This is a genomic window from Nonomuraea sp. NPDC047529 (assembly GCF_040642995.1).
GTDB lineage: Bacteria > Actinomycetota > Actinomycetes > Streptosporangiales > Streptosporangiaceae > Nonomuraea.
The window spans coordinates 192,917-209,991 of sequence record NZ_JBEYTJ010000012.1 but is presented as its reverse complement, the minus strand read 5'-3'; the positions used below and the strand labels follow the sequence as shown (position 1 = coordinate 209,991).

At 72.9% G+C, this 17,075-nt stretch carries 15 protein-coding genes and 1 pseudogene; 5 read left to right on the top strand and 11 right to left on the bottom strand.

Annotation, left to right across the window (positions count from 1 at the left end; genetic code table 11):
- Nucleotides 1-40: 40 nt before the first annotated feature.
- Nucleotides 41-436, bottom strand: coding sequence for a hypothetical protein (locus tag ABZ815_RS21530; protein WP_357700471.1), 396 nt, complete (start codon nucleotides 434-436; stop codon nucleotides 41-43).
- 98 nt (nucleotides 437-534) lie between these two features.
- Here ABZ815_RS21530 and ABZ815_RS21525 point away from each other — a divergent pair, with 98 nt between their 5' ends.
- Nucleotides 535-1,422, top strand: coding sequence for a LysR substrate-binding domain-containing protein (locus ABZ815_RS21525; RefSeq protein ID WP_357700469.1), 888 nt, complete (start codon nucleotides 535-537; stop codon nucleotides 1,420-1,422).
- 137 nt (nucleotides 1,423-1,559) lie between these two features.
- Here ABZ815_RS21525 and ABZ815_RS21520 read toward each other — a convergent pair whose 3' ends face one another.
- Complete coding sequence (locus tag ABZ815_RS21520) at nucleotides 1,560-1,835, bottom strand: hypothetical protein (RefSeq protein WP_357700467.1); 276 nt, start codon at nucleotides 1,833-1,835, stop codon at nucleotides 1,560-1,562.
- 237 nt (nucleotides 1,836-2,072) lie between these two features.
- Between ABZ815_RS21520 and ABZ815_RS21515 the strand changes: the two genes are divergently transcribed.
- Nucleotides 2,073-2,735, top strand: coding sequence for a hypothetical protein (locus ABZ815_RS21515; RefSeq protein ID WP_357700465.1), 663 nt, complete (start codon nucleotides 2,073-2,075; stop codon nucleotides 2,733-2,735).
- Between the two features lie 10 nt (nucleotides 2,736-2,745).
- Here the strand turns inward: ABZ815_RS21515 and ABZ815_RS21510 are convergent, their stop codons facing one another.
- The 9 genes and pseudogenes from ABZ815_RS21510 to ABZ815_RS21470 form a co-directional block, all read right to left on the bottom strand.
- On the bottom strand, nucleotides 2,746-5,451 hold the full coding sequence (locus ABZ815_RS21510) for a hypothetical protein (protein WP_357700463.1): 2,706 nt from the start codon (nucleotides 5,449-5,451) through the stop codon (nucleotides 2,746-2,748).
- 84 nt (nucleotides 5,452-5,535) lie between these two features.
- Nucleotides 5,536-7,230: a SulP family inorganic anion transporter gene (locus ABZ815_RS21505; RefSeq protein ID WP_357700461.1), complete on the bottom strand. Its 1,695-nt coding sequence runs from the start codon at nucleotides 7,228-7,230 to the stop codon at nucleotides 5,536-5,538.
- Nucleotides 7,227-7,568: a metalloregulator ArsR/SmtB family transcription factor gene (locus ABZ815_RS21500; protein WP_357700459.1), complete on the bottom strand. Its 342-nt coding sequence runs from the start codon at nucleotides 7,566-7,568 to the stop codon at nucleotides 7,227-7,229. Before ABZ815_RS21500 ends, ABZ815_RS21505 begins: the two co-directional genes overlap by 4 nt.
- Nucleotides 7,568-7,786: a hypothetical protein gene (locus ABZ815_RS21495; RefSeq protein WP_357700457.1), complete on the bottom strand. Its 219-nt coding sequence runs from the start codon at nucleotides 7,784-7,786 to the stop codon at nucleotides 7,568-7,570. The genes ABZ815_RS21500 and ABZ815_RS21495 overlap by 1 nt, the downstream gene beginning before the upstream one ends.
- A gap of 145 nt (nucleotides 7,787-7,931) precedes the next feature.
- Entirely contained in the window at nucleotides 7,932-9,287 is a 1,356-nt protein-coding gene (locus tag ABZ815_RS21490) for an amino acid permease (protein ID WP_357700455.1), read from the bottom strand.
- A gap of 141 nt (nucleotides 9,288-9,428) precedes the next feature.
- Nucleotides 9,429-10,217, bottom strand: coding sequence for an enoyl-CoA hydratase/isomerase family protein (locus ABZ815_RS21485; RefSeq protein ID WP_357700453.1), 789 nt, complete (start codon nucleotides 10,215-10,217; stop codon nucleotides 9,429-9,431).
- Nucleotides 10,214-11,833, bottom strand: a complete 1,620-nt coding sequence (locus ABZ815_RS21480) for an AMP-binding protein (RefSeq protein ID WP_357700451.1) — start codon at nucleotides 11,831-11,833, stop codon at nucleotides 10,214-10,216. Before ABZ815_RS21480 ends, ABZ815_RS21485 begins: the two co-directional genes overlap by 4 nt.
- Nucleotides 11,830-12,459 (bottom strand): TetR/AcrR family transcriptional regulator, encoded by a 630-nt coding sequence (locus ABZ815_RS21475; protein ID WP_357700449.1) that lies wholly within the window; start codon nucleotides 12,457-12,459, stop codon nucleotides 11,830-11,832. The genes ABZ815_RS21480 and ABZ815_RS21475 overlap by 4 nt, the downstream gene beginning before the upstream one ends.
- Nucleotides 12,460-12,468: 9 nt before the next feature.
- Nucleotides 12,469-12,756, bottom strand: a pseudogene (locus ABZ815_RS21470) (helix-turn-helix transcriptional regulator); the annotation flags it as partial.
- A 113-nt stretch (nucleotides 12,757-12,869) separates the two neighbouring features.
- On the opposite strand from ABZ815_RS21470, the gene ABZ815_RS21465 reads away from it, so the two are divergent.
- Genes ABZ815_RS21465 through mgtA form a run of 3 tightly spaced genes read left to right on the top strand, consistent with a single transcriptional unit; the run spans nucleotide 12,870 to nucleotide 16,953 of the window.
- Complete coding sequence (locus ABZ815_RS21465; RefSeq protein ID WP_357700447.1) at nucleotides 12,870-14,048, top strand: serine hydrolase domain-containing protein; 1,179 nt, start codon at nucleotides 12,870-12,872, stop codon at nucleotides 14,046-14,048.
- Nucleotides 14,049-14,108: 60 nt separating this feature from the next.
- On the top strand, nucleotides 14,109-14,456 hold the full coding sequence (locus ABZ815_RS21460; protein ID WP_357700445.1) for a metalloregulator ArsR/SmtB family transcription factor: 348 nt from the start codon (nucleotides 14,109-14,111) through the stop codon (nucleotides 14,454-14,456).
- Nucleotides 14,440-16,953: a magnesium-translocating P-type ATPase gene (gene mgtA, locus ABZ815_RS21455; RefSeq protein WP_357700443.1), complete on the top strand. Its 2,514-nt coding sequence runs from the start codon at nucleotides 14,440-14,442 to the stop codon at nucleotides 16,951-16,953. The genes ABZ815_RS21460 and mgtA overlap by 17 nt, the downstream gene beginning before the upstream one ends.
- The last annotated feature ends 122 nt before the right edge of the window (nucleotides 16,954-17,075 follow it).

The window sequence follows — 17,075 nt, the reverse complement described above, 5'->3', positions numbered from 1 at the left end:
TTCTTGTGGCCGCCGGAGTAGCCGCCTCCGTGCAGGTGGATCAGCACGGGCGCGCCGGAGGGGCGCGAGCGGTGGTGGTAGACGTCGAGCAGGTTGCGCCGGCCCGCCAGCCCGCGCCCAGCCCTTCCGTCATGGCGCGCTCGATCCTGGCCCGCTCCCCCAGCGCGCGGCGGGCGATGACCGTGAGCCCGATCGTGGTCACGGCGGCCAGGGCGACGACGGCCCAGCCGCCCGCCGAGTGAATGTCACCCTCGGCGAACGCCAGCGCCGTCGGGAGCAGCAGCAGCCAGAAGAAGGCCGCGAACGGCAGTTCGTTGGCGGCCAGGCCGAAGTAGTAGCTCGGCCGGCCCAGCGGACGCGAGTACGGCACCGGCCGCAGCGCGAACAGCGTGCCGATCGCGGCGAGCGCCACGGTGAACAAATACCCGAAAGGCACGGAACCTCCTGAAGATCGCATTCTCACGAATGAGCCTAAGAAGGGCTGCTATATGCTGTCCAAGACCGATATTCTCATCAGTTGATATCCGTAGAGGCATGATGGATCTGCTGTCGCTGCGCTATTTCCAGGTCGTGGCGCGCCACGAGCACATCAGCAGGGCGGCCGAAGAGCTCCGCATCGCCCAGCCCTCGCTCAGCCGGACCATCGCACGGCTGGAGGCCGATCTCGGGGTGCCGCTGTTCGACCGGCACGGCAGGCGCATCCACCTCAACCGGTTCGGTGTCGCCTTCCTGCGCCGGGTGGACCGGGCCCTGGCCGAGCTGGACGACGCCCGGCGCGAACTCACCGACGCCGCCGGCCTGGCCCGCGGCAGCGTCTCGCTGGCCTCGGAGACGCTGCTCACCGTCACCGAGGCGGTCAAGAGCTTCATCGCCGAGCATCCCGGCGTCGCCGTACGCCTCTTCCAGGCGACCCCGCAGGTCATGGCCGACCGGCTGAGCGAGGGACAGGTCGACTTCTGCCTGGCCTCCGAGGAGCTGGAGGGGCCGGGGCTGGGCCATGAGGTGCTGGTCCGCGAGGAGGTCATGCTGGGCGTGCCGCTCGGGCACCGGCTCGCCGGACGGAGCGAGGTGACCATGGCCGACCTCGCGGGCGAACCCGTCGTCACCACCCGGCCGGGGATCTGGCAGCGCACGCTGGCCGAGCGGCTGTTCGCCGAGGCCGGGCTGGAGCTGGTGGTCGCCTGCGAGATCGACGAGGCGTCCACGGGCATCGAGATGGTCGGCGCCGGTCTGGGCGTGGGATTCGGGCCCGCGTGGTATCTCCGCTCGCCGATGGCGTCGCGCACGCCGTTCGCGCCCGTACGGCTGGCCGCTCCCGGCGCCGAACGGGTGCTGCGGCTGTACTGGCGGGAGGGCGCGTACGTGTCCGAGGCGGCCCGCCGCTTCCGCCACCACCTGACCGCCTCGCTCACGCCGCCCTAGTGGGCCAGACGAGTTCGTCCGGGTCCGTCCAGCCTGCTGTCGGACACCCCGGCGGGCCCGCTTCCGTGGTTCGCGAGGCAGCCGACCGCCCCGCCCGCGCCCCGGCACCCGCCAATGGCGCGGGCGGGAGCGCCGCGTCAGTTCGCCTGCCTGCCGGTCACCAGCTCGACCAGGTGCACCAGCACCTTGCGCCCGATGTCCCTGACCATCTCGGGCTCCCGTTTCCCGAACGCGGCCGCGACCTCCTCCGGGGTCCGCCTCGCGTCCTCGTTCGCGATCTCCCGGATCGTCGGCACGGCGCCCCTCGGCAGATCCGGAAGCCGGCCCTTGGAGTAGCGCACCCTGAGCGCGCGATGGGCGGTCGGCTGATCGGTCACGATGAAGTGGAATGTCGGCGCGCCGGTGTCGTCCATGAAGACCTCCTAGCGTGGGGTGCCCTCGACGGTAGGAAGCGCCTCGGGGGCGGGTCCACGAACAATCACCGGCGGGAACCTGACACCGGGCCGCGCGAAGCCGCCGGACCGCGGTCGCCGGTCCCGGGCCATTGACAGGGCTGATATTCAGGCTGAAGCGCGTTCGCGCCGGGCCGTCGCGCGTCCACCGGCCATGAGCGACCGCGACAGCCGTCGAGAAGGGAATTCCTGCCACCGGTGGCCCTCCATGTCGCGGTCGTCGACCCCCTGCCCATGTACCGCGAGGGGGTCGCCGCAGTCCTGTCCGCGGCGGGTCATCGCGTCGAGGCTCCGGCGGAGCTGCTGGCCTGGGTACGGCAGGTCCAGCGCGGCGTGGTGCTGCTGACCCTGGAGCACGAACGGGACTGGGACGTCCTCGGCCGGCTGCGTGACGTGGCCGCGACGCACGCCGTGATCGCGCTGATCGGCGAGGAGCCCGCCGTGCTGGGGACGCGGGCGGTACGGGCCGGCGCCCGGTCGGTGCTGACGCGCGACGTGGCGGCGGGCGTGCTCAGGCGTACGGTGGAGGCGACCGCCGAGGGGCAGGCGGTGCTGCCCGCGGTCGTGGCCACGGCCCTAGCCACCGGCGCACACCGGACGGGCGGGGACACGAAGCCGCCGAGTCCCCGGCAGTTGTCCTGGCTGCGGCAGCTCGCGGAAGGCTCGACCGTGGCACAGCTCGCCGGACGGGCCGGCTACTCCGAACGCGCCATGTTCCGGCTCCTCCAGGCCCTCTACCAGGAGATGGGCGTCGCCACCCGCGTCCAGGCGATCGTCCGGGCACAGGAACAGGGGTGGTTCGGCGCGGGGACGGGCCTCTCGGAAGACCTCGGCACCGGGCCCGGCCGGGTACGGCGCTGAGCGGCCCGGCTCAGGCGGACGGCTCCTCGAAGGTCAGGACATCGCAGACCGGTTGCAACCGTCCGGGGGGCCGGCCGTACCCGTCGAGCTGCTTCAGCAGGAACAGCAGGCGGCCCACCAGCCCCGGGGTGGCGCGTGACGTCCTGTCGCGCGCCACGAGGAACGCGTGCATGGCCCCGGCCAGGCTGTCCTCGCTGTTCAGGTGGAGGCCGCAGAGAGCGAAGCCCTTGAAGTTCCAAGCGGTGACGTCGTCCTCGTCTCGTTCGATGCGCCGGTTCGTCTCGTCCAGAAGCTCGCGGAACAGCCTGACCGCGTCGCCGTCCTGGCCGGACCGGGCGAGCGAGACCAGCGCCCGCAGGGCCGGGGTGAGCAGCGGACGGCCGACATGGCGGTATTGGGCGGCGCTCTCGATCTGCTGGGAGGCGTCGGCGAGGTCGTGCCGGGCCAGGTGGATCTGGCAGAGGGTCGTGCGCGCCCGCAACAGGATGATCGGATCGTTGTACCGCCGCGCGAGCTCCACCGCCTTCTGCGCCGCCCGCATCGCCTCATCGTCGTCGTGTCCGAGCCGCACCTGGGCGATCCCGTCCTGGTAGCGGCTGTGCAACCAGTCCTCGTCGTGTCCGGTCAGCCTCTGCTCGACGGCCATGAGGGCGCCTTCCGCGGCCGCCAGATCGCCGAGCTCGGCGTGCCAGCGGGCCAGCTTCAGGTCGATGGAGACGCTTCCCGACAGGGCGAGGGCGAGGGCGTCGTCGGTGTCGGGATATCCGGTCGTTCCGGGCACGGCGCGTGCTTCTTCGGCGTACTGGATGGCCCTGTCGTAGTCGCCCCATTGGCGATGGCAGTCCGCCAGCCCTTCCAGCGCGCTCATCCGGACCGGCAGCAGGGCGAGGTGTTCCTGCCGGCCGCTCCGGGCCAGCTTGTCGTGTTCGTGAAGCACGCCCTTGTAGTGTTCGCCGGCGTTCTTCGCGTCCCGGTTCCACCAGTACGCTGTCGCGAAGTTGGCCCGGACCCGCATGCGGCTGGGCACGTCGTGCCGGTCGTCGGCCTGCTGGAGCGCTCTGCCGTACGCCTCGCTCGCCTTGTCGAAATCGCCGCCGGAGGCGTAGATGTCCCCGAGCGCGATGTCGTTCTCCAGCTCCCGCTCGGCGTCCCCATCGACGAGCCTGCCCCGCAGCCTCTCCCGTGGCTCGCGCAGCAGGAACGCGCAGTGCCGCTTGCGCAGCTCGCGATCGACGACCTCGATCCGGTTGTAGGCGGACTGCGGGCTGCCCGCCCGGATGTAGGCGCGCATCCCGGCGAGGTGCAGGCGCAGGTGCTCGACCGTCCGCGGGGACGACACGCGGCGGCCGGCGAGCACGCCACCGGCGTCGGTCAGCAGCTTCTTCTGCCTCGCCCCGACGGGTCCGTCCTCGCCGGGCAACCCGGCCCAGGCCCGCTCCTCCTCCGACAGGGCCAGGCAGTACTCCCCGTCGCGCGTCCTGTCCGCCACGCGTTTGTCCACCAGCCCCGCCAGGATGTCCCGCACGTCGCCGAGCCGGAGCCGGGTCCCGCCCTCCGCCTGGCCGAGCAGTTCGCGCACCGCCTCCGCGTCCACGGCGGTCCCGAAGGCGTCGAGCGCTTCGAGGATCGCGCGCTCTCCCGGGTCCAGCCCCCGTATGAGCCTCTCGATGAGGAATTCGGGCATTCTCCGGGTCTTCCCGTCCAGCTTCTTGAACAGCTGGGTGGTGTCGTCCTGCGGCGACTGGGCGACGACGCAGGCCAGCTCCGCCAGGCGGAGGTTGCCCCCGAACAAGTCGTAGTACTTGTCCGCCGCCCGGAGCATCGTGTGTTTCTGGTTGGTCCGGTCGCCGATGAAGGTGAGGAAGAACGTCCGCTCCAGCCCGCCCACCTTGATCGGCGCGTGAGCCGCCCATCGGCCTGGTCCTGCGGTCTTCGGCGGTACCCGCGTCACGAGCACCACGGCGACGCGATGGCCCTCGTCCGCGGCGAGCACCTCGAACACCGAGCTCAACTCGGGATCGGCGAGCTGCCGGGTGGCCGGGTCGAGCAGGTTCTCCGCGCGCTCGACGACGATCACCCCCGGGGTGTCGCCGATCCTCTCCAGGCACGCTCGCACGTGATCGGCGGGCGGCGCGTCGCCGACCTCGGACCATCGCACCACCCCGTCGCCCTGCAGCGCTTCGAGGTCGGCGATCAGCGTCCTGGCGTCGAGGCCCAGGCCGGGAACGGCCTCGTGACGGAAGATCGTCGGCAGCGGACCGGCCGATGCGCCCGCCAACTCGTCCACCACCCGGTCCACGAGCATCGTCTTACCGACTCCCCGTTCTCCCGTCACGACGACGACGCCCCACGGCCCCTGAGTCAGCCGGGTCAGGAGAAGGGCCTGCTCGTCCTTGCGATCGATGATGGCGCTTCGGTGAATGGTTCGCGGAGACTGGACCCCGGTCGTGGGGGGCCGTTCGGGCTCCCGCCGTTGTTCCGGCTCCACGGACGTACGCCGCGCCCGTTCCTTCTTGTCCCCGGCCAGGGTGACGAACAGGCTGACGACGCCGGCGACAGAGCCTCCGATGCCGGCCAGCCAGCCCACGGGTTCCGCCCATGGCACATTGTTCTTGTCACCCACGAACGACCACCAGCCCGCCAGGACGCCCCAGGCGACGAGCGCCACCAGGAGTGCGGCAAGGCCGATGAACGGTAACTTCCCCTGCTTGCCCATACGGCGCACCCCGTCATCATCACGCCAACCCGAGTGACGGAAAAGTCAGGTTCATGCCACCTGGTCCGCAGATGCCGGCGGGGTTCAGCCGGTGGCGGAGGGCAGGACGCCGGTCCGGTGGAGATGGCGGCGGGCCGCCGCGATGGCCTCCGGCGTGGAGGCGAACACCTGCCCCGCCTCGTCCAGCCGGGCGATCGTGCCCAGGGCGCGCAGTGGCCGGTGATGGCCGTCCCGGATGCCGGAGACGTACACGATGATGCCGCGTCGTTCCAGGCGGGTGATGGCGTCGCCGAGCACCAGGGCGCCGCTGGCGTCGATCGTGGTGATGCGGGACATGCGCAGGATGATCACCGAGACGTCGGCGACCTCCGACAGCTCCAGCAGGAAGCGGTGCGCCGCGGCGAAGAACAGCGGCCCGTCCAGCCGGTAGGCGACGATGTGCTCGGCCAGCAGCTCGTGCTCTTCGGCGTCATGGTCGTCCGGCAGGTCGGCCCGCAGGGGCACGGTGTCCAGGCGGACGTCGCGGGCGATGGCGCGCAGCGCGAGCGCCCCGGCCACGATCAGGCCGAGGATGACGGCGGTGACCAGGTCCAGGACGAGCGTGGCGATCGCGGTCGAGGCCAGGACGACGGCGTCGGCGCGGGTGGACCGCAACATCGCGCGCACCGAGCCGACCTCGACCATCCGCGCCGCGGTGGCCAGCAGCACGCCCGCCAGGGCCGCCAGCGGGATGCGGGCCACCAGGCCGGCGGCGGTGAACACGATCACGCCCAGGATCGCGGCGTGAGCGAGCGCGGCCAGCCGGGAGGAGGCGCCCGCGCGCACGTTGACCGCCGTGCGGGCGATCGCGCCGGTGGCCGGGAGCCCGCCGAACAGCGGGGCGATCAGGTTGGCCACGCCCTGGCCGAACAGTTCGCGGTCGGGGTCGTGCCGATGGTTGACGCTCATGCCGTCGGCGACCGCGGCCGACAACAACGACTCCAGCGCGGCCAGCGCGGCCACGGCGAACGCGGGGGCGACGAGGGAGCTCAGCGCGGCCACGTCCAGGAACTCCAGGGACGGCGCGGGCAGCCCCGCGGGCAGGGCGTCGATGCGCGCCACCGGCAGGTTCACCAGCTCCGCGACGAGGGTGGCGGCGACGACGGCCAGCAGCGAGAACGGCACCGAGGGCCGGAGACGCCCGCCGACCAGGATCAGCGCCGCCACCGCCGCGGTCATGGCGAAGGCGGCCCAGTTCGGACGGGCGGCGAAGTCGCGTATCGCCTGCCAGGCCACGGCCAGCACCTTGTCGCCCCCGGGTGTGGGAACGCCGAGCGCGGCGGGCACCTGCTGCATGCCGATCACACAGGCGATGCCCAGGGTGAACCCCTCCACCACCGGCGCGGGCACCAGCATCATGAACCGGCCCGCCCGCGCCAGGGCCAGGCCGAGCAGCAGCAGCCCGGCCAGCACCCCCACCGTCAGCACGCCGGAGGCGCCGTACGCGTGCATGATCGGCACCAGCACCACCGTCATCGCCCCGGTCGGCCCGGACACCTGCAGCGCGGAGCCGCCGAAGACGGCGGCCAGCGCGCCGGCCACCACCGCGGTGGCCAGCCCCGCCTGCGCGCCCAGCCCGCTGGAGATGCCGAAGCCGAGCGCCAGCGGCAGCGCCACGATCGCCACGGTCAGCCCGGCCAGCAGGTCACGGCGCGGATGACGGCCGAAGGCGGCCAGATCGGCCCGGGCGGGCAGAACGGGGCGCAGACGGGCCCAGCCCGCCCGGAGCACTGGGGTCACCGTTCGCCGGCCTCCGACTCGAGCAGCTCGTTCAGCAGCGCGTGCCGGCCCGAGAGCTTGGCCTGGAGCAGGTGACGGGCGGCGCGCAGCAGCTCCGCGACGTCCCCGCCGGACAGCGCGTAGACGACGGTCGATCCGTCACGGCGCGCGGTGACCAGCTCCGAGCGGCGCAGCACCGCCAGATGTTGCGACAGGCCGGCGGGCTCCACCTCGATCTCGGCCAGCAGGTCGCGCACCGGCATCGGCCCGTCCTGGAGCAGCTCCAGGACGCGGATGCGCACCGGATGCCCCAGCAGGCGGAACAGCTCGGCCTTGGCCTCGTACAGGGGGACGGACATCAGCGCGACTCCTCTCCCTCCGCGGCCTGGCGGGCCGGGGCGGGATCGGGGCTCCGGTCCGTGTCCACCCCGTGTGCGCGGGCCATCCGCAGCACCTCGTCCAGCCCTCCGGCGGCCGCCAGCGCCGCGTCGGCGTCGCCGTCCTGTTCGGCCGCGTGCAGCGCGCCGGCCGCCTCATCCACCCGGCGCCGGATCGCCGCAGCGAACGCCTCGCTCACCCCTGGTCCCCGCCTTCTGCCGACGTCCGGCGCGACTCCGCACCAGCCTTTCGAACATTAGTGTTCAACAAATTGCGAATTTTCGCAACTTCTATACTGGCCCGCTCGGGGCTCGTACAGAGGGAACCGGCGGTGATCGGGGGTGTCAGACGCCTGGACGTCGCGCCACCGCGGCGGCGTCGGCGGGCTCCTTGCGGCGTGACCTGATCTCGTAGGCGAGCAGGGTGCCGCCGACGGCCACGGCGACCGCGCCGACGACCGGCAGCGCCTCCGCGGAGGAGGCGACCGCGGCGAACGCCAGGACCAGCAGCGCCACCACGACCCGGCTCAGCCAGGGGAAGCCCCACATCCGCAGCCTGAGCAGCTCGGGCGACTCGGCCTCCATACGGCGGCGCAGCCGGAGCTGGCTGAGCGCGACGAAGACGTAGAGCAGCAACACCAGCAACCCGGCGGTGTTGATCAGCAGGTCGAAGGCGTCGTCACCGGCCGCGCCCGCACCGGCCATCAGGGCCAGCGCGAGCACGGCGCCGCCGAGCAGCGCGGGCGCGGGGACGCCGGACGCGCGCACCCGGCCCGCCGCGGCGGGGGCGTCGCCGCGGGCGGCCATGGCACGCAGGACGCGCGAGGCGGCGTACAGCGCGGCGTTCATCACCGACACGACCGCGACCAGGACGACCCAGGTCATCAGCGTCGCCGCGCCGGGGACGCCGAGCGCGGCGATGGCGGTCGCGAACGGGCTGTCGGCGCCGTTGGCCGGGACCCGGTCCCACGGCACGACCGCCAGGATGACCAGCACCGAGCCGACGTAGAAGATCAGCACTCGCCAGACCACCCGCAGGGTGGCCCGCGCGACCTCCTTGGCCGGTTCGGCCGACTCGGCGGCCGCGATGGTGACGATCTCCGCGCCGAAGTAGGAGAACAGCACGGTGACGAGGGCGGTGAGGACCGCGCCCCAGCCCTTGGGGGCGAACCCGCCGTGCCCGGTCAGCGTGGCGAGCCCGGCCCCGGCCCCGGCGGACGGCCACAGGCCCAGGACGTACAGCGCCCCGGCGGCGAGGAACGCCACGATCACCACGACCTTGACCGAGGCCAGCCAGAACTCGGTCTCGCCGAACAGCCGCACCGAGACCAGGTTGGCCGCGGTGAGGGCGGCCAGCAGCGCGACGGCCGCCGGCAGCACCGGGATGCCGCCGGACAGGGAGTGCAGCAGCTTGGCCCCCGCCACCCCCTCGAACGCCACCGCGACGATGGCGAACAGCCAGTAGCACCAGCCCACCAGGAACCCGGCGCGCGGGCCGAGGGCGGTACGGGCGTAGTCGGCGAACGAGCCCGCCGAGGGCCGGGCGGCGGCCATCTCGCCGAGCATCCGCATCACCAGGATGACGATCAGGCCGCCCAGGGCGTAGGCGACCAGCGCCGCCGGGCCGGTGTCGGCGATCACCTTGCCGCTGCTGACGAACAGGCCGGCGCTGATGACGCCGCCGAGCCCGATCATGGTCATGTGCCGTCGTCTGAGTCCGCGGTGGAGCGATCCTCCGCTGTCGTGCCCGGTCATTGGCGTTCGGCTCCCTGCTGTTCTCGGAAAGGGGAGGTCGGACCCCGGCCCATGGGCGGGCCGGGGTCTCATTGATCGCGAGGACGGTCAGTTTCCGCGGTAGACGGCGGGACGCCGCTCGACGAAGGACCGGACGCCTTCGAGCACGTCCTGGCCGCGCAGGCAGGCCAGCAGCCCTTCGGTCTCCAGGTCGAGCACCTGTTCCAGGTCCAGCTCCCAGACCCGCCGCATGGCCTTCTTGATCAGGCGTACCGGGGTGGGCGCGGCGGCGGCGACGCGTTCGGCCAGCTCCAACGCCGTGTCGAGCAGGTCGGCGTCGGGGACCAGGCGGCTGACCAGCCCGGCCCGGTACGCCTCGGCGGCGTCGACGGTCTCGCCCGACAGCAGCAGGTCCACCGCGCGGCCGTGGCCGATCAGGCGGGGCAGGGCGTACAGGACGCCGTTGCTCGGGAACAGGCCGCGGTGCACCTCCTTGAAGGCGAACGAGGCGGCGTGGCCGGCCAGTCGCAGGTCGCTGGCGATGGCCAGCTCCACGCCGACGCCGACCGCGATCCCGTTGACCGCGGAGATGATCACCTTGGGGTGGGCGGTGAAGCGGCGGGTGAGGTCCTGGAGCGCGGCGATCCGTTCGACCAGGTCGGCGTCGGACCCGGCGGCCAGTTGCGCGCCGGCCTCCTTCAGGTCGGTGCCGGCCGAGAAGGCGCGGCCGGTGCCGGTGAGCACGACCGCGCCCACCGTGTCGTCGCGGGCGGCTTCGTCCAGGACGGCGACCAGCTCGCCGTAGGTGCGCTGCCGGAAGGCGTTGAGCACCTCGGGCCGGTCGAAGGCGACCACCAGGGCCGAGCCGGCGCGGCGCACCCGCAGATCGGTGCTCATCGGTCTTCCTCCCGGGAGTCGTAGGCGCCGCCGCGTCCGGCGGGCAGCAGGTGTTTGGCGACGCGTTCGGACGGCGTCATCGGGAACGCCTCGACGAACTCCACGTACCTCGGCGTCTTGAAGGCGGCCAGCCGCGCGCGGACGTAGGCCACCAGCTCGCGCGGCTCGACGGGCTCGGCGACCTGGACGAACGCCTTGACCTCCTCGCCGAACAGCTCGTCCGGCACCGGGACCACGGCGGCGGCGCGCACGGCCGGGTGGCCGGTCAGGACCGCCTCCACCTCGGCGGCGGCGATGTTCTCGCTGCCACGCCTGATCATGTCCTTGAGCCGCCCGACCAGGTGGTAGTGGCCGCGCGCGTCCCGGTAACCGAGGTCGCCCATGGGGTACCAGCCGTCGCGCAGCAGCGGCTCGTCCCGGTTCCAGTAGCCGGTCAGCATCGGCGCGCCGCGGGCCACGATCTCGCCGACCTCGCCGTCCGCGGCGTCGGTTCCGTCCTCCCGGACGACCTTGGCCTCCTTGCCGGGAACGGGCGACCCCATCGCGCCGGTGCCGACGCACGCGGTGTCCTCGGGCCGGACGGCCAGCACCACCCCAGCCTCGGTGCTGCCGTACGCCTCCCGCCAGGGCGCGCCCCAACGCTCCTCGATCGTGGCGTGCAGGGCGGGTGTGATCCCCGAGCACAGGACGAGCCGGACGCGGTGGGAGCGGTCCAGTCCGGCGTCGGGCGGCTGCTTGAGCAGCAGCAGCGGCATCGTGCCGAGGACGTAGAAGAAGGTGGCGCCGTGCTCGCGGACCGACGGCCAGAAGCCCGAGGCGGAGAAGCGCGGCAGGATCACCAGCGGGATGCCGGTCAGCAGGCACAGCACCGTGTTCCACTGCGGGTCCATGTAGTGGAAGGGCTGCGCGGTGAGGTCCACGTCGTCCGGCGTGACGGCGGCGACGTCGGCCGCGAGCTCGGCCAGGTGGAGCCAGTAGCGGTGGGTGAGCATGCAGCCTTTGGGAAAGCCGGTCGTGCCCGAGGTGTACTGGAGGTTGAGGAGGTCGTCCCAGCCGACGTCGGGCAGGTCGCGTAAGCCGGCCGCGACGGCCGCCTCGGCGCCCGCGTCGAAGGCGCCGGCCTGTACGGGGTCGGGTGCGGGCCCGGCGTCGGCGGGATCGAGCAGCCCGACCTCGCCGAAGTCCAGCGCGAGCAGCGCCTGCGCCGCGGCGGCCGAGCCGGCCAGGGCCAGCACCGGGCCGGAGTCCTTGACGATGTGAGCCAGGTCGGCGCTGCGGTAGCCCGGGTTCAGCGGGACGATCACCGCGCCGAGCCTGGCGATCGCCAGCCAGGCGACCGGGAACCCGACGCCGTTGTCCAGCATCACCGCGACCCGGTCGCCCCGGCGGACGCCGTGCGCGGCCAGCACGGCCGCCAGCCGGTCGGTGCGGTCCTCCACCTGCGCGACGGTGGTCTCGACCCCGGCGAAGCGGAACAGCACACGGTCACCGTGGGCGACGGCCCGCTCCCGAAGCAACCCACCCAGGCCCCCCGCGACATGCCCGGCCACTCCCCCACCGAGCCCCCCTGCGACGTTCCCGGCAGCTCCCCCACCGGGCGGCGGCGCGGCGGTCATGCCCGCCGCCGGGTGGCCATGTCGAACATCATCGCCAGCTCGGCCGCGCAGTCGGACAGGTCGATGGCCTCCTCGTCGAAGACCCACTGGAGCATCACGCCGTCGATCGCGCCCTGCACGGTGGCGGCCAGCGTGCGCGGCGAGAAGTCGCGGAAGTCGCCGCTGTCCTGGCCGCGCCGCAGGATGCCCTCCAGGTGGCGGCGGCACGGGTCGTACATGTCGGCGTTGAAGCGGCGTTTGGCCTCCGGCGATCCGAAACTGCCCCAGATGTCCACCAGCGCGACGAAGTTGGCGCGGTTGGCCGCCATGAACTCGAAACTGGCCTCGATGAAGGCGCGCAGCCGGTGCGGGGCGTCCGGCGCCCGGTCCACCCGGGCCTTGATGAACCGGTTGGTCTCGGCGAACAGGGCATTGACGACCTGCTGGATCAGTTCGTCCTTGCCGGCGAAATGGTAGGAGATCACGCCTCTGCTGACGCCGACGTCCTGGGCGATCCGGGCCAGCGACGCCTGGGGCAACCCGGTGCTGGCGATGGTGGAGATGGCGCCCTCCACGATCTGCCGTCGCCGGGCCTCCTCGATGAACGAGGCCTTCTTCTGGCTGTCCTGATCGATTTTTGACCGCATGGCCAGGATTCAAGCCTGACGGACGTCGCGCGGCAAGCCCCGGCCGCCGACTGTGCGGTTTCCCCCACCCGGCACGGTTCCGCGTTCCTCCCCGGGCCGGCCGGTCGCCGCCAGGTAGTGCAGCACCGCCAGCACCCGCCGGTTGCCGGCCGCCGACGCGGGCAGCCCCAGCTTGGCGAACACCGCAGTGACGTGCTTCTCCACCGCGCTCAGCGACACGAAGAGCCGGTCGGCGATGCCGGTGTTGGACCAGCCCTCGGCCATCAGGGCAAGCACCTCGCGCTCTCGGGGGAGCAGGGAATCGTCCCAGCCGGAAGCCTCGGGCATGGCGGCACCTCCTCGGTACGGGAAACCGCAGAATCCGGGCGAACCTCTTGTCTCACTCATACCATCTGGATTAAATCCTGGCCATGCGGTCAAAAATTCGCCACCAGGTTCAGAAATCTCGCCTGTTCGCCGCCGTCCTGGCCGGCGTGGTGCTCAGCGGCGGGCTCGCCGCCCCGGCCCTCGCCCGGACGGCCCGCGTCCCCGCCGCGGCCCAGGACGCCACCGACGAGCAGCTCCGCTGCTTACTGGACGGCGTCGTCAAGCCGCCCGTGCCCGGCGCGATCCTCACCGTGACCGGCCCCGGCCGCAGCTTCGACGGCGCGGCCGGCGTGTACGAGCTCGGCGGACGCCCCCTGCGCCCCTCCGACGCCTTCCGGGCGGCCAGCGTCACCAAGACGATGACCGCGGCCGTCGCCCTCCAGCTCGCCGAACGCGGCGACCTGCGCCTGGACGCCCCCATCGGCACGTACCTGGACCGGAAGCTGGTCGCGCGCATCCCGTACGGGTCGCGCATCACCGTCCGGCAGCTCCTGGACCACACCGCCGGCCTGTACGACTACGTCGGGGACGAGAAATGGTTCCAGTACGTGCTCGACCACCCGGACAAGACCTGGAAGCCCCTGGAACTGGTGGACTGGGCGCTGCGCTCGGGCAAGCCCTACTTCGCGCCCGCCAAGGGCTACCACTACTCCGACACGGGCTACGTCCTGGCCGGGCTGGTCATCGAGAAGGCCGCCCGCAAGCCGCTGCACCAGGTGTACCGGTCGATGTTGCTGCGTCCGCTGAAGATGGACCGCACCTACCTCGAACACCCGGAGGCGCCCCGCGGCCCGCGCGCCCACAACTACCTCGGGGAGCGTGACACCTACGACTTCAACCCGACGTTCGACACGTTCGGCGGGGGCGGCCTGGTCTCCACGGGGGCCGACCTCAACCGGTTCATGCGCGGCCTGTTCGAGGGCAAGGTCTTCAAGCGCCCGGCGACGCTCCGGACGATGGTGCGCAGCACCCCGCAGAGCGTCAAGGCCGGCTCGCCGTACGGGCTGGGCATCGCCCGGCTGACGGCGACGGGCGACGCGGCCTACGGGCACAGCGGTTTCTTCGGCGCGTTCCAGGTCTACGTGCCGAAGAAGCGGGTCGCGGTGACCGGCTCCCTCACCCAGTCGGAGATGGTAACCAAGAAGCAGAACAGCCGGTTCATCGAGAGCGCCCTCCGGCTGGCCGTCGGCAGGCCGCCCGCCGACCTCTGCGAGAGCCGGTAGCGGCCGGGGCGCCGGCCGCCGCGCGCCTAGACTTGTCACCTGTCCGAAAAAGGAGTGAAGGTGGCCGGCACAACGACCCCTGACCCGCCCGCCGAGGTGCTGGCCGAGGCCGCGGCCGCCTTCGCGCTGCTGGCCTCGCCGCCCAGGCTGCACATCGTGTGGGCGCTGGCGCAGGGCGAGTGCGACGTGTCCGGGCTGGCCGAACGGGTGGGCGGCGCGCTGCCCGCGGTCAGCCAGCACCTGGCCAAGCTGAAACTGGCCGGCCTGGTCCGCTCCCGCCGCGAGGGGCGCAGGGTCGTCTACCTGATCGACGACGAGGACGTCGTGGCCACCGTGCGCGGCCTCGTCGGGCGGCTCTCGCAACGGGCCGGCGCCTCCGGAGGACGCGTCCATGGTCTGGGCGCCTGACGCGCCGACCAGGGCCGGCGGTCCGGCCACGCTGAGCCAGCTCCAGACCCTGCGCCTGCTCGACACCGGGCCACGCGGCCTGACGGAGGCGCAGGCCGAGGCCCGCCTGCTGGAACGCGGCGAGAACACGATCCCCGCCCAGCGGCCGGTGTCCTGGCCGCGCCGCCTGGCCCGCAGCCTGCGTGACCCGTTCACCATGACGCTGCTCGCGCTGGGGCTCGTCTCCGCCGCCATCACCTCCTGGGGGACGACGGGCGTCATCGTCCTGCTGGTGGCGGCCAGTTGCCTGCTGCGCTCCAACGGCGAGTTCCGCGCCGACCGCTCGACCGCGGCCCTGCGCAGGCTCGTGGCCACCACGGCCACCGTGAGACGGCGCCCCCGCGACGGAGGCGAGCCGCGGGAGCGGGAGATCCCCGTCGACCAGCTCGTCCCCGGCGACGTGATCAAGCTGGGGCCGGGCGACCTGGTCCCCGCCGACGTGCGGCTGTTACGGGCCGCCGGCCTGACCGTGCACCAGGCGGCGCTGACCGGCGAGTCCGCGCCCGTGCCCAAGCGGGCGCGCGACCTGCCCGAGGGGGACGACCATCTGTGCTGGCAGGGCAGCAGCGTGGCGTCCGGCAGCGCGCTCGCGGTGGTGACGGCCACGGGAGGCGGCACCCTGTTCGCCGGCGCCCACCACGCTCCGGCGCGCGGGCGTTCGGCCTTCGACCAGTCGGTGAACGGCATCTCCTGGATCCTGGTCCGGCTCATGCTGGTCATCCCGCCCGTGGCGCTGGTGGCCGGCGCGGTCCTGCGCGGCAAGGGGCTGGAGGCGCTGCCGTTCGCGGTGGCGGTGGCCGTGGGGCTGACGCCCGAGATGTTGCCGGTCGTGGTGACCACGGCGCTCGCCCGGGGAGCGGCGCTGCTGGCCCACCGGGGCGTGATCGTCAAGCGGCTGCCCGCGCTGCACGACGTGGGGGCGATCGACGTCCTGTGCATGGACAAGACCGGCACCCTGACGCGGGACCGGCCCGTGCTCAGCGCGTCCGTCGGCCCCGGCGGCGCGCCGGATCCCGAGGTGCTGCGCTGGGCGGCCGTCAACAGCTTCTGGACGCTGCACCTGACCGATCCCCCGATCCCCGACCCGCTGGACGAGGCGATCCTGGAGTGCGCGCCCGACCTGGGCGGCACCGAAGGGCTGGAGGCCACCCCCTTCGATCCCGCCCAGCGGCTCTCCCGCGCGGTGGTCCGGGACGGCGGCGCGAACGTCGTCGTGGTCAAGGGCGCCGTGGAGGCGGTGCTCGGCCGGTGCGCGATGAGCCCGGGTGACCGACTGCGGGCGGGCGAGGTCGCCCGAGCCCTGGCCGAAGCCGGTGCGCGGGTGCTCGCGGTCGCCGTGTCCGATCAGCACGCCGATCAGCACGCCGATCAGTACGCCGATCAGTACGCCGGGCACTCCCCCGGCGATCCCGTCGCGGAGGGCGGGCTGAGGCTCACCGGATTCCTCACCCTCGTCGACGAGCCGTCGCCGGACGCCGCCGCCGCGCTGGCGCTGCTGGCCCGCAGGGGCATCGCCCTGAAGGTGCTGACCGGCGACCACCCGGCCACCGCCGCCCGGACGTGCCGGGAGCTGGGCCTCGACGTGGGAGCGGTGATCGAGGCGGCCGACCTCACCCCCGCCGCCGCCGAACGGGCCACGGTGATCGCCCGCTGCACCCCGGACGACAAGGCCCGCGTCGTCCGGGTGCTGCGCGAGGCCGGGCACATGGTCGGCTTCCTCGGCGACGGCGTCAACGACTCGCCCGCCATGCGCGCCGCCGACGTCGGCATCTGCCCGCGCGCCGCCGTGGACGTCACCCGCGAGACCGCCGACGTCGTGCTGGCCGGCAAGGACCTGTCGGCGATCGACCACGCGATCGTCGCCGGACGGCGGAGCACCGGCAACATCGTCACCTATCTGCGCATCGCGCTGTCGTCCAACCTCGGGAACGTGATCGCGATGCTGGCGGCCGGGCTGGCGCTGCCGTTCCTGCCGATGTTGCCGGTCCAGGTGCTGCTGCAGAACGTCTGCTTCGACGTCGCCCAGCTCGCCTTCGCCTTCGACCGGGCCGCGCCGGCCGTCCTGCGGGGGCCGTTCGGGCTGCGTCCGCGCGGCATCCTCGGGTTCATCGCCGGTTTCGGGGCGCTCAACGCCGGCGTGGACCTGGCCACCTTCACCGTCCTGACCCAGGTCGTCGGCGTGGTCGACGAGCGGTCCTTCCACACGGGCTGGTTCATCGAGAACCTGCTCACCCAGGCCGTGATCATGCTGCTGCTGCGGCCCGTCGCCCCGGTCTCCCCGCCGCTGTGGCTGGCCGCGGGGTCGCTCGCGGCGATCGCGTTGCTGCTGCCGCTCTCGCCGCTGGCCGCTCCCGTCGGCCTGACCGCCCTGCCCGTCACGAGCTGTCTGTGGCTGGCGCTCGTGGCCGTCCTGTACGGCGGAGTGCTCGCCGTACTGAACCCCCGCAGACAGTTGTAGAGTTGCGCAATGTGGCAACCGTCATGCCGGGCCGGACCGCTAGGGCGAACACATGCGTGCAGGGGAGCATCGGAGGGTCGCCGCGCTCATCGTGTGGGCGCTGGTGTGCGTGCTCGACGTCT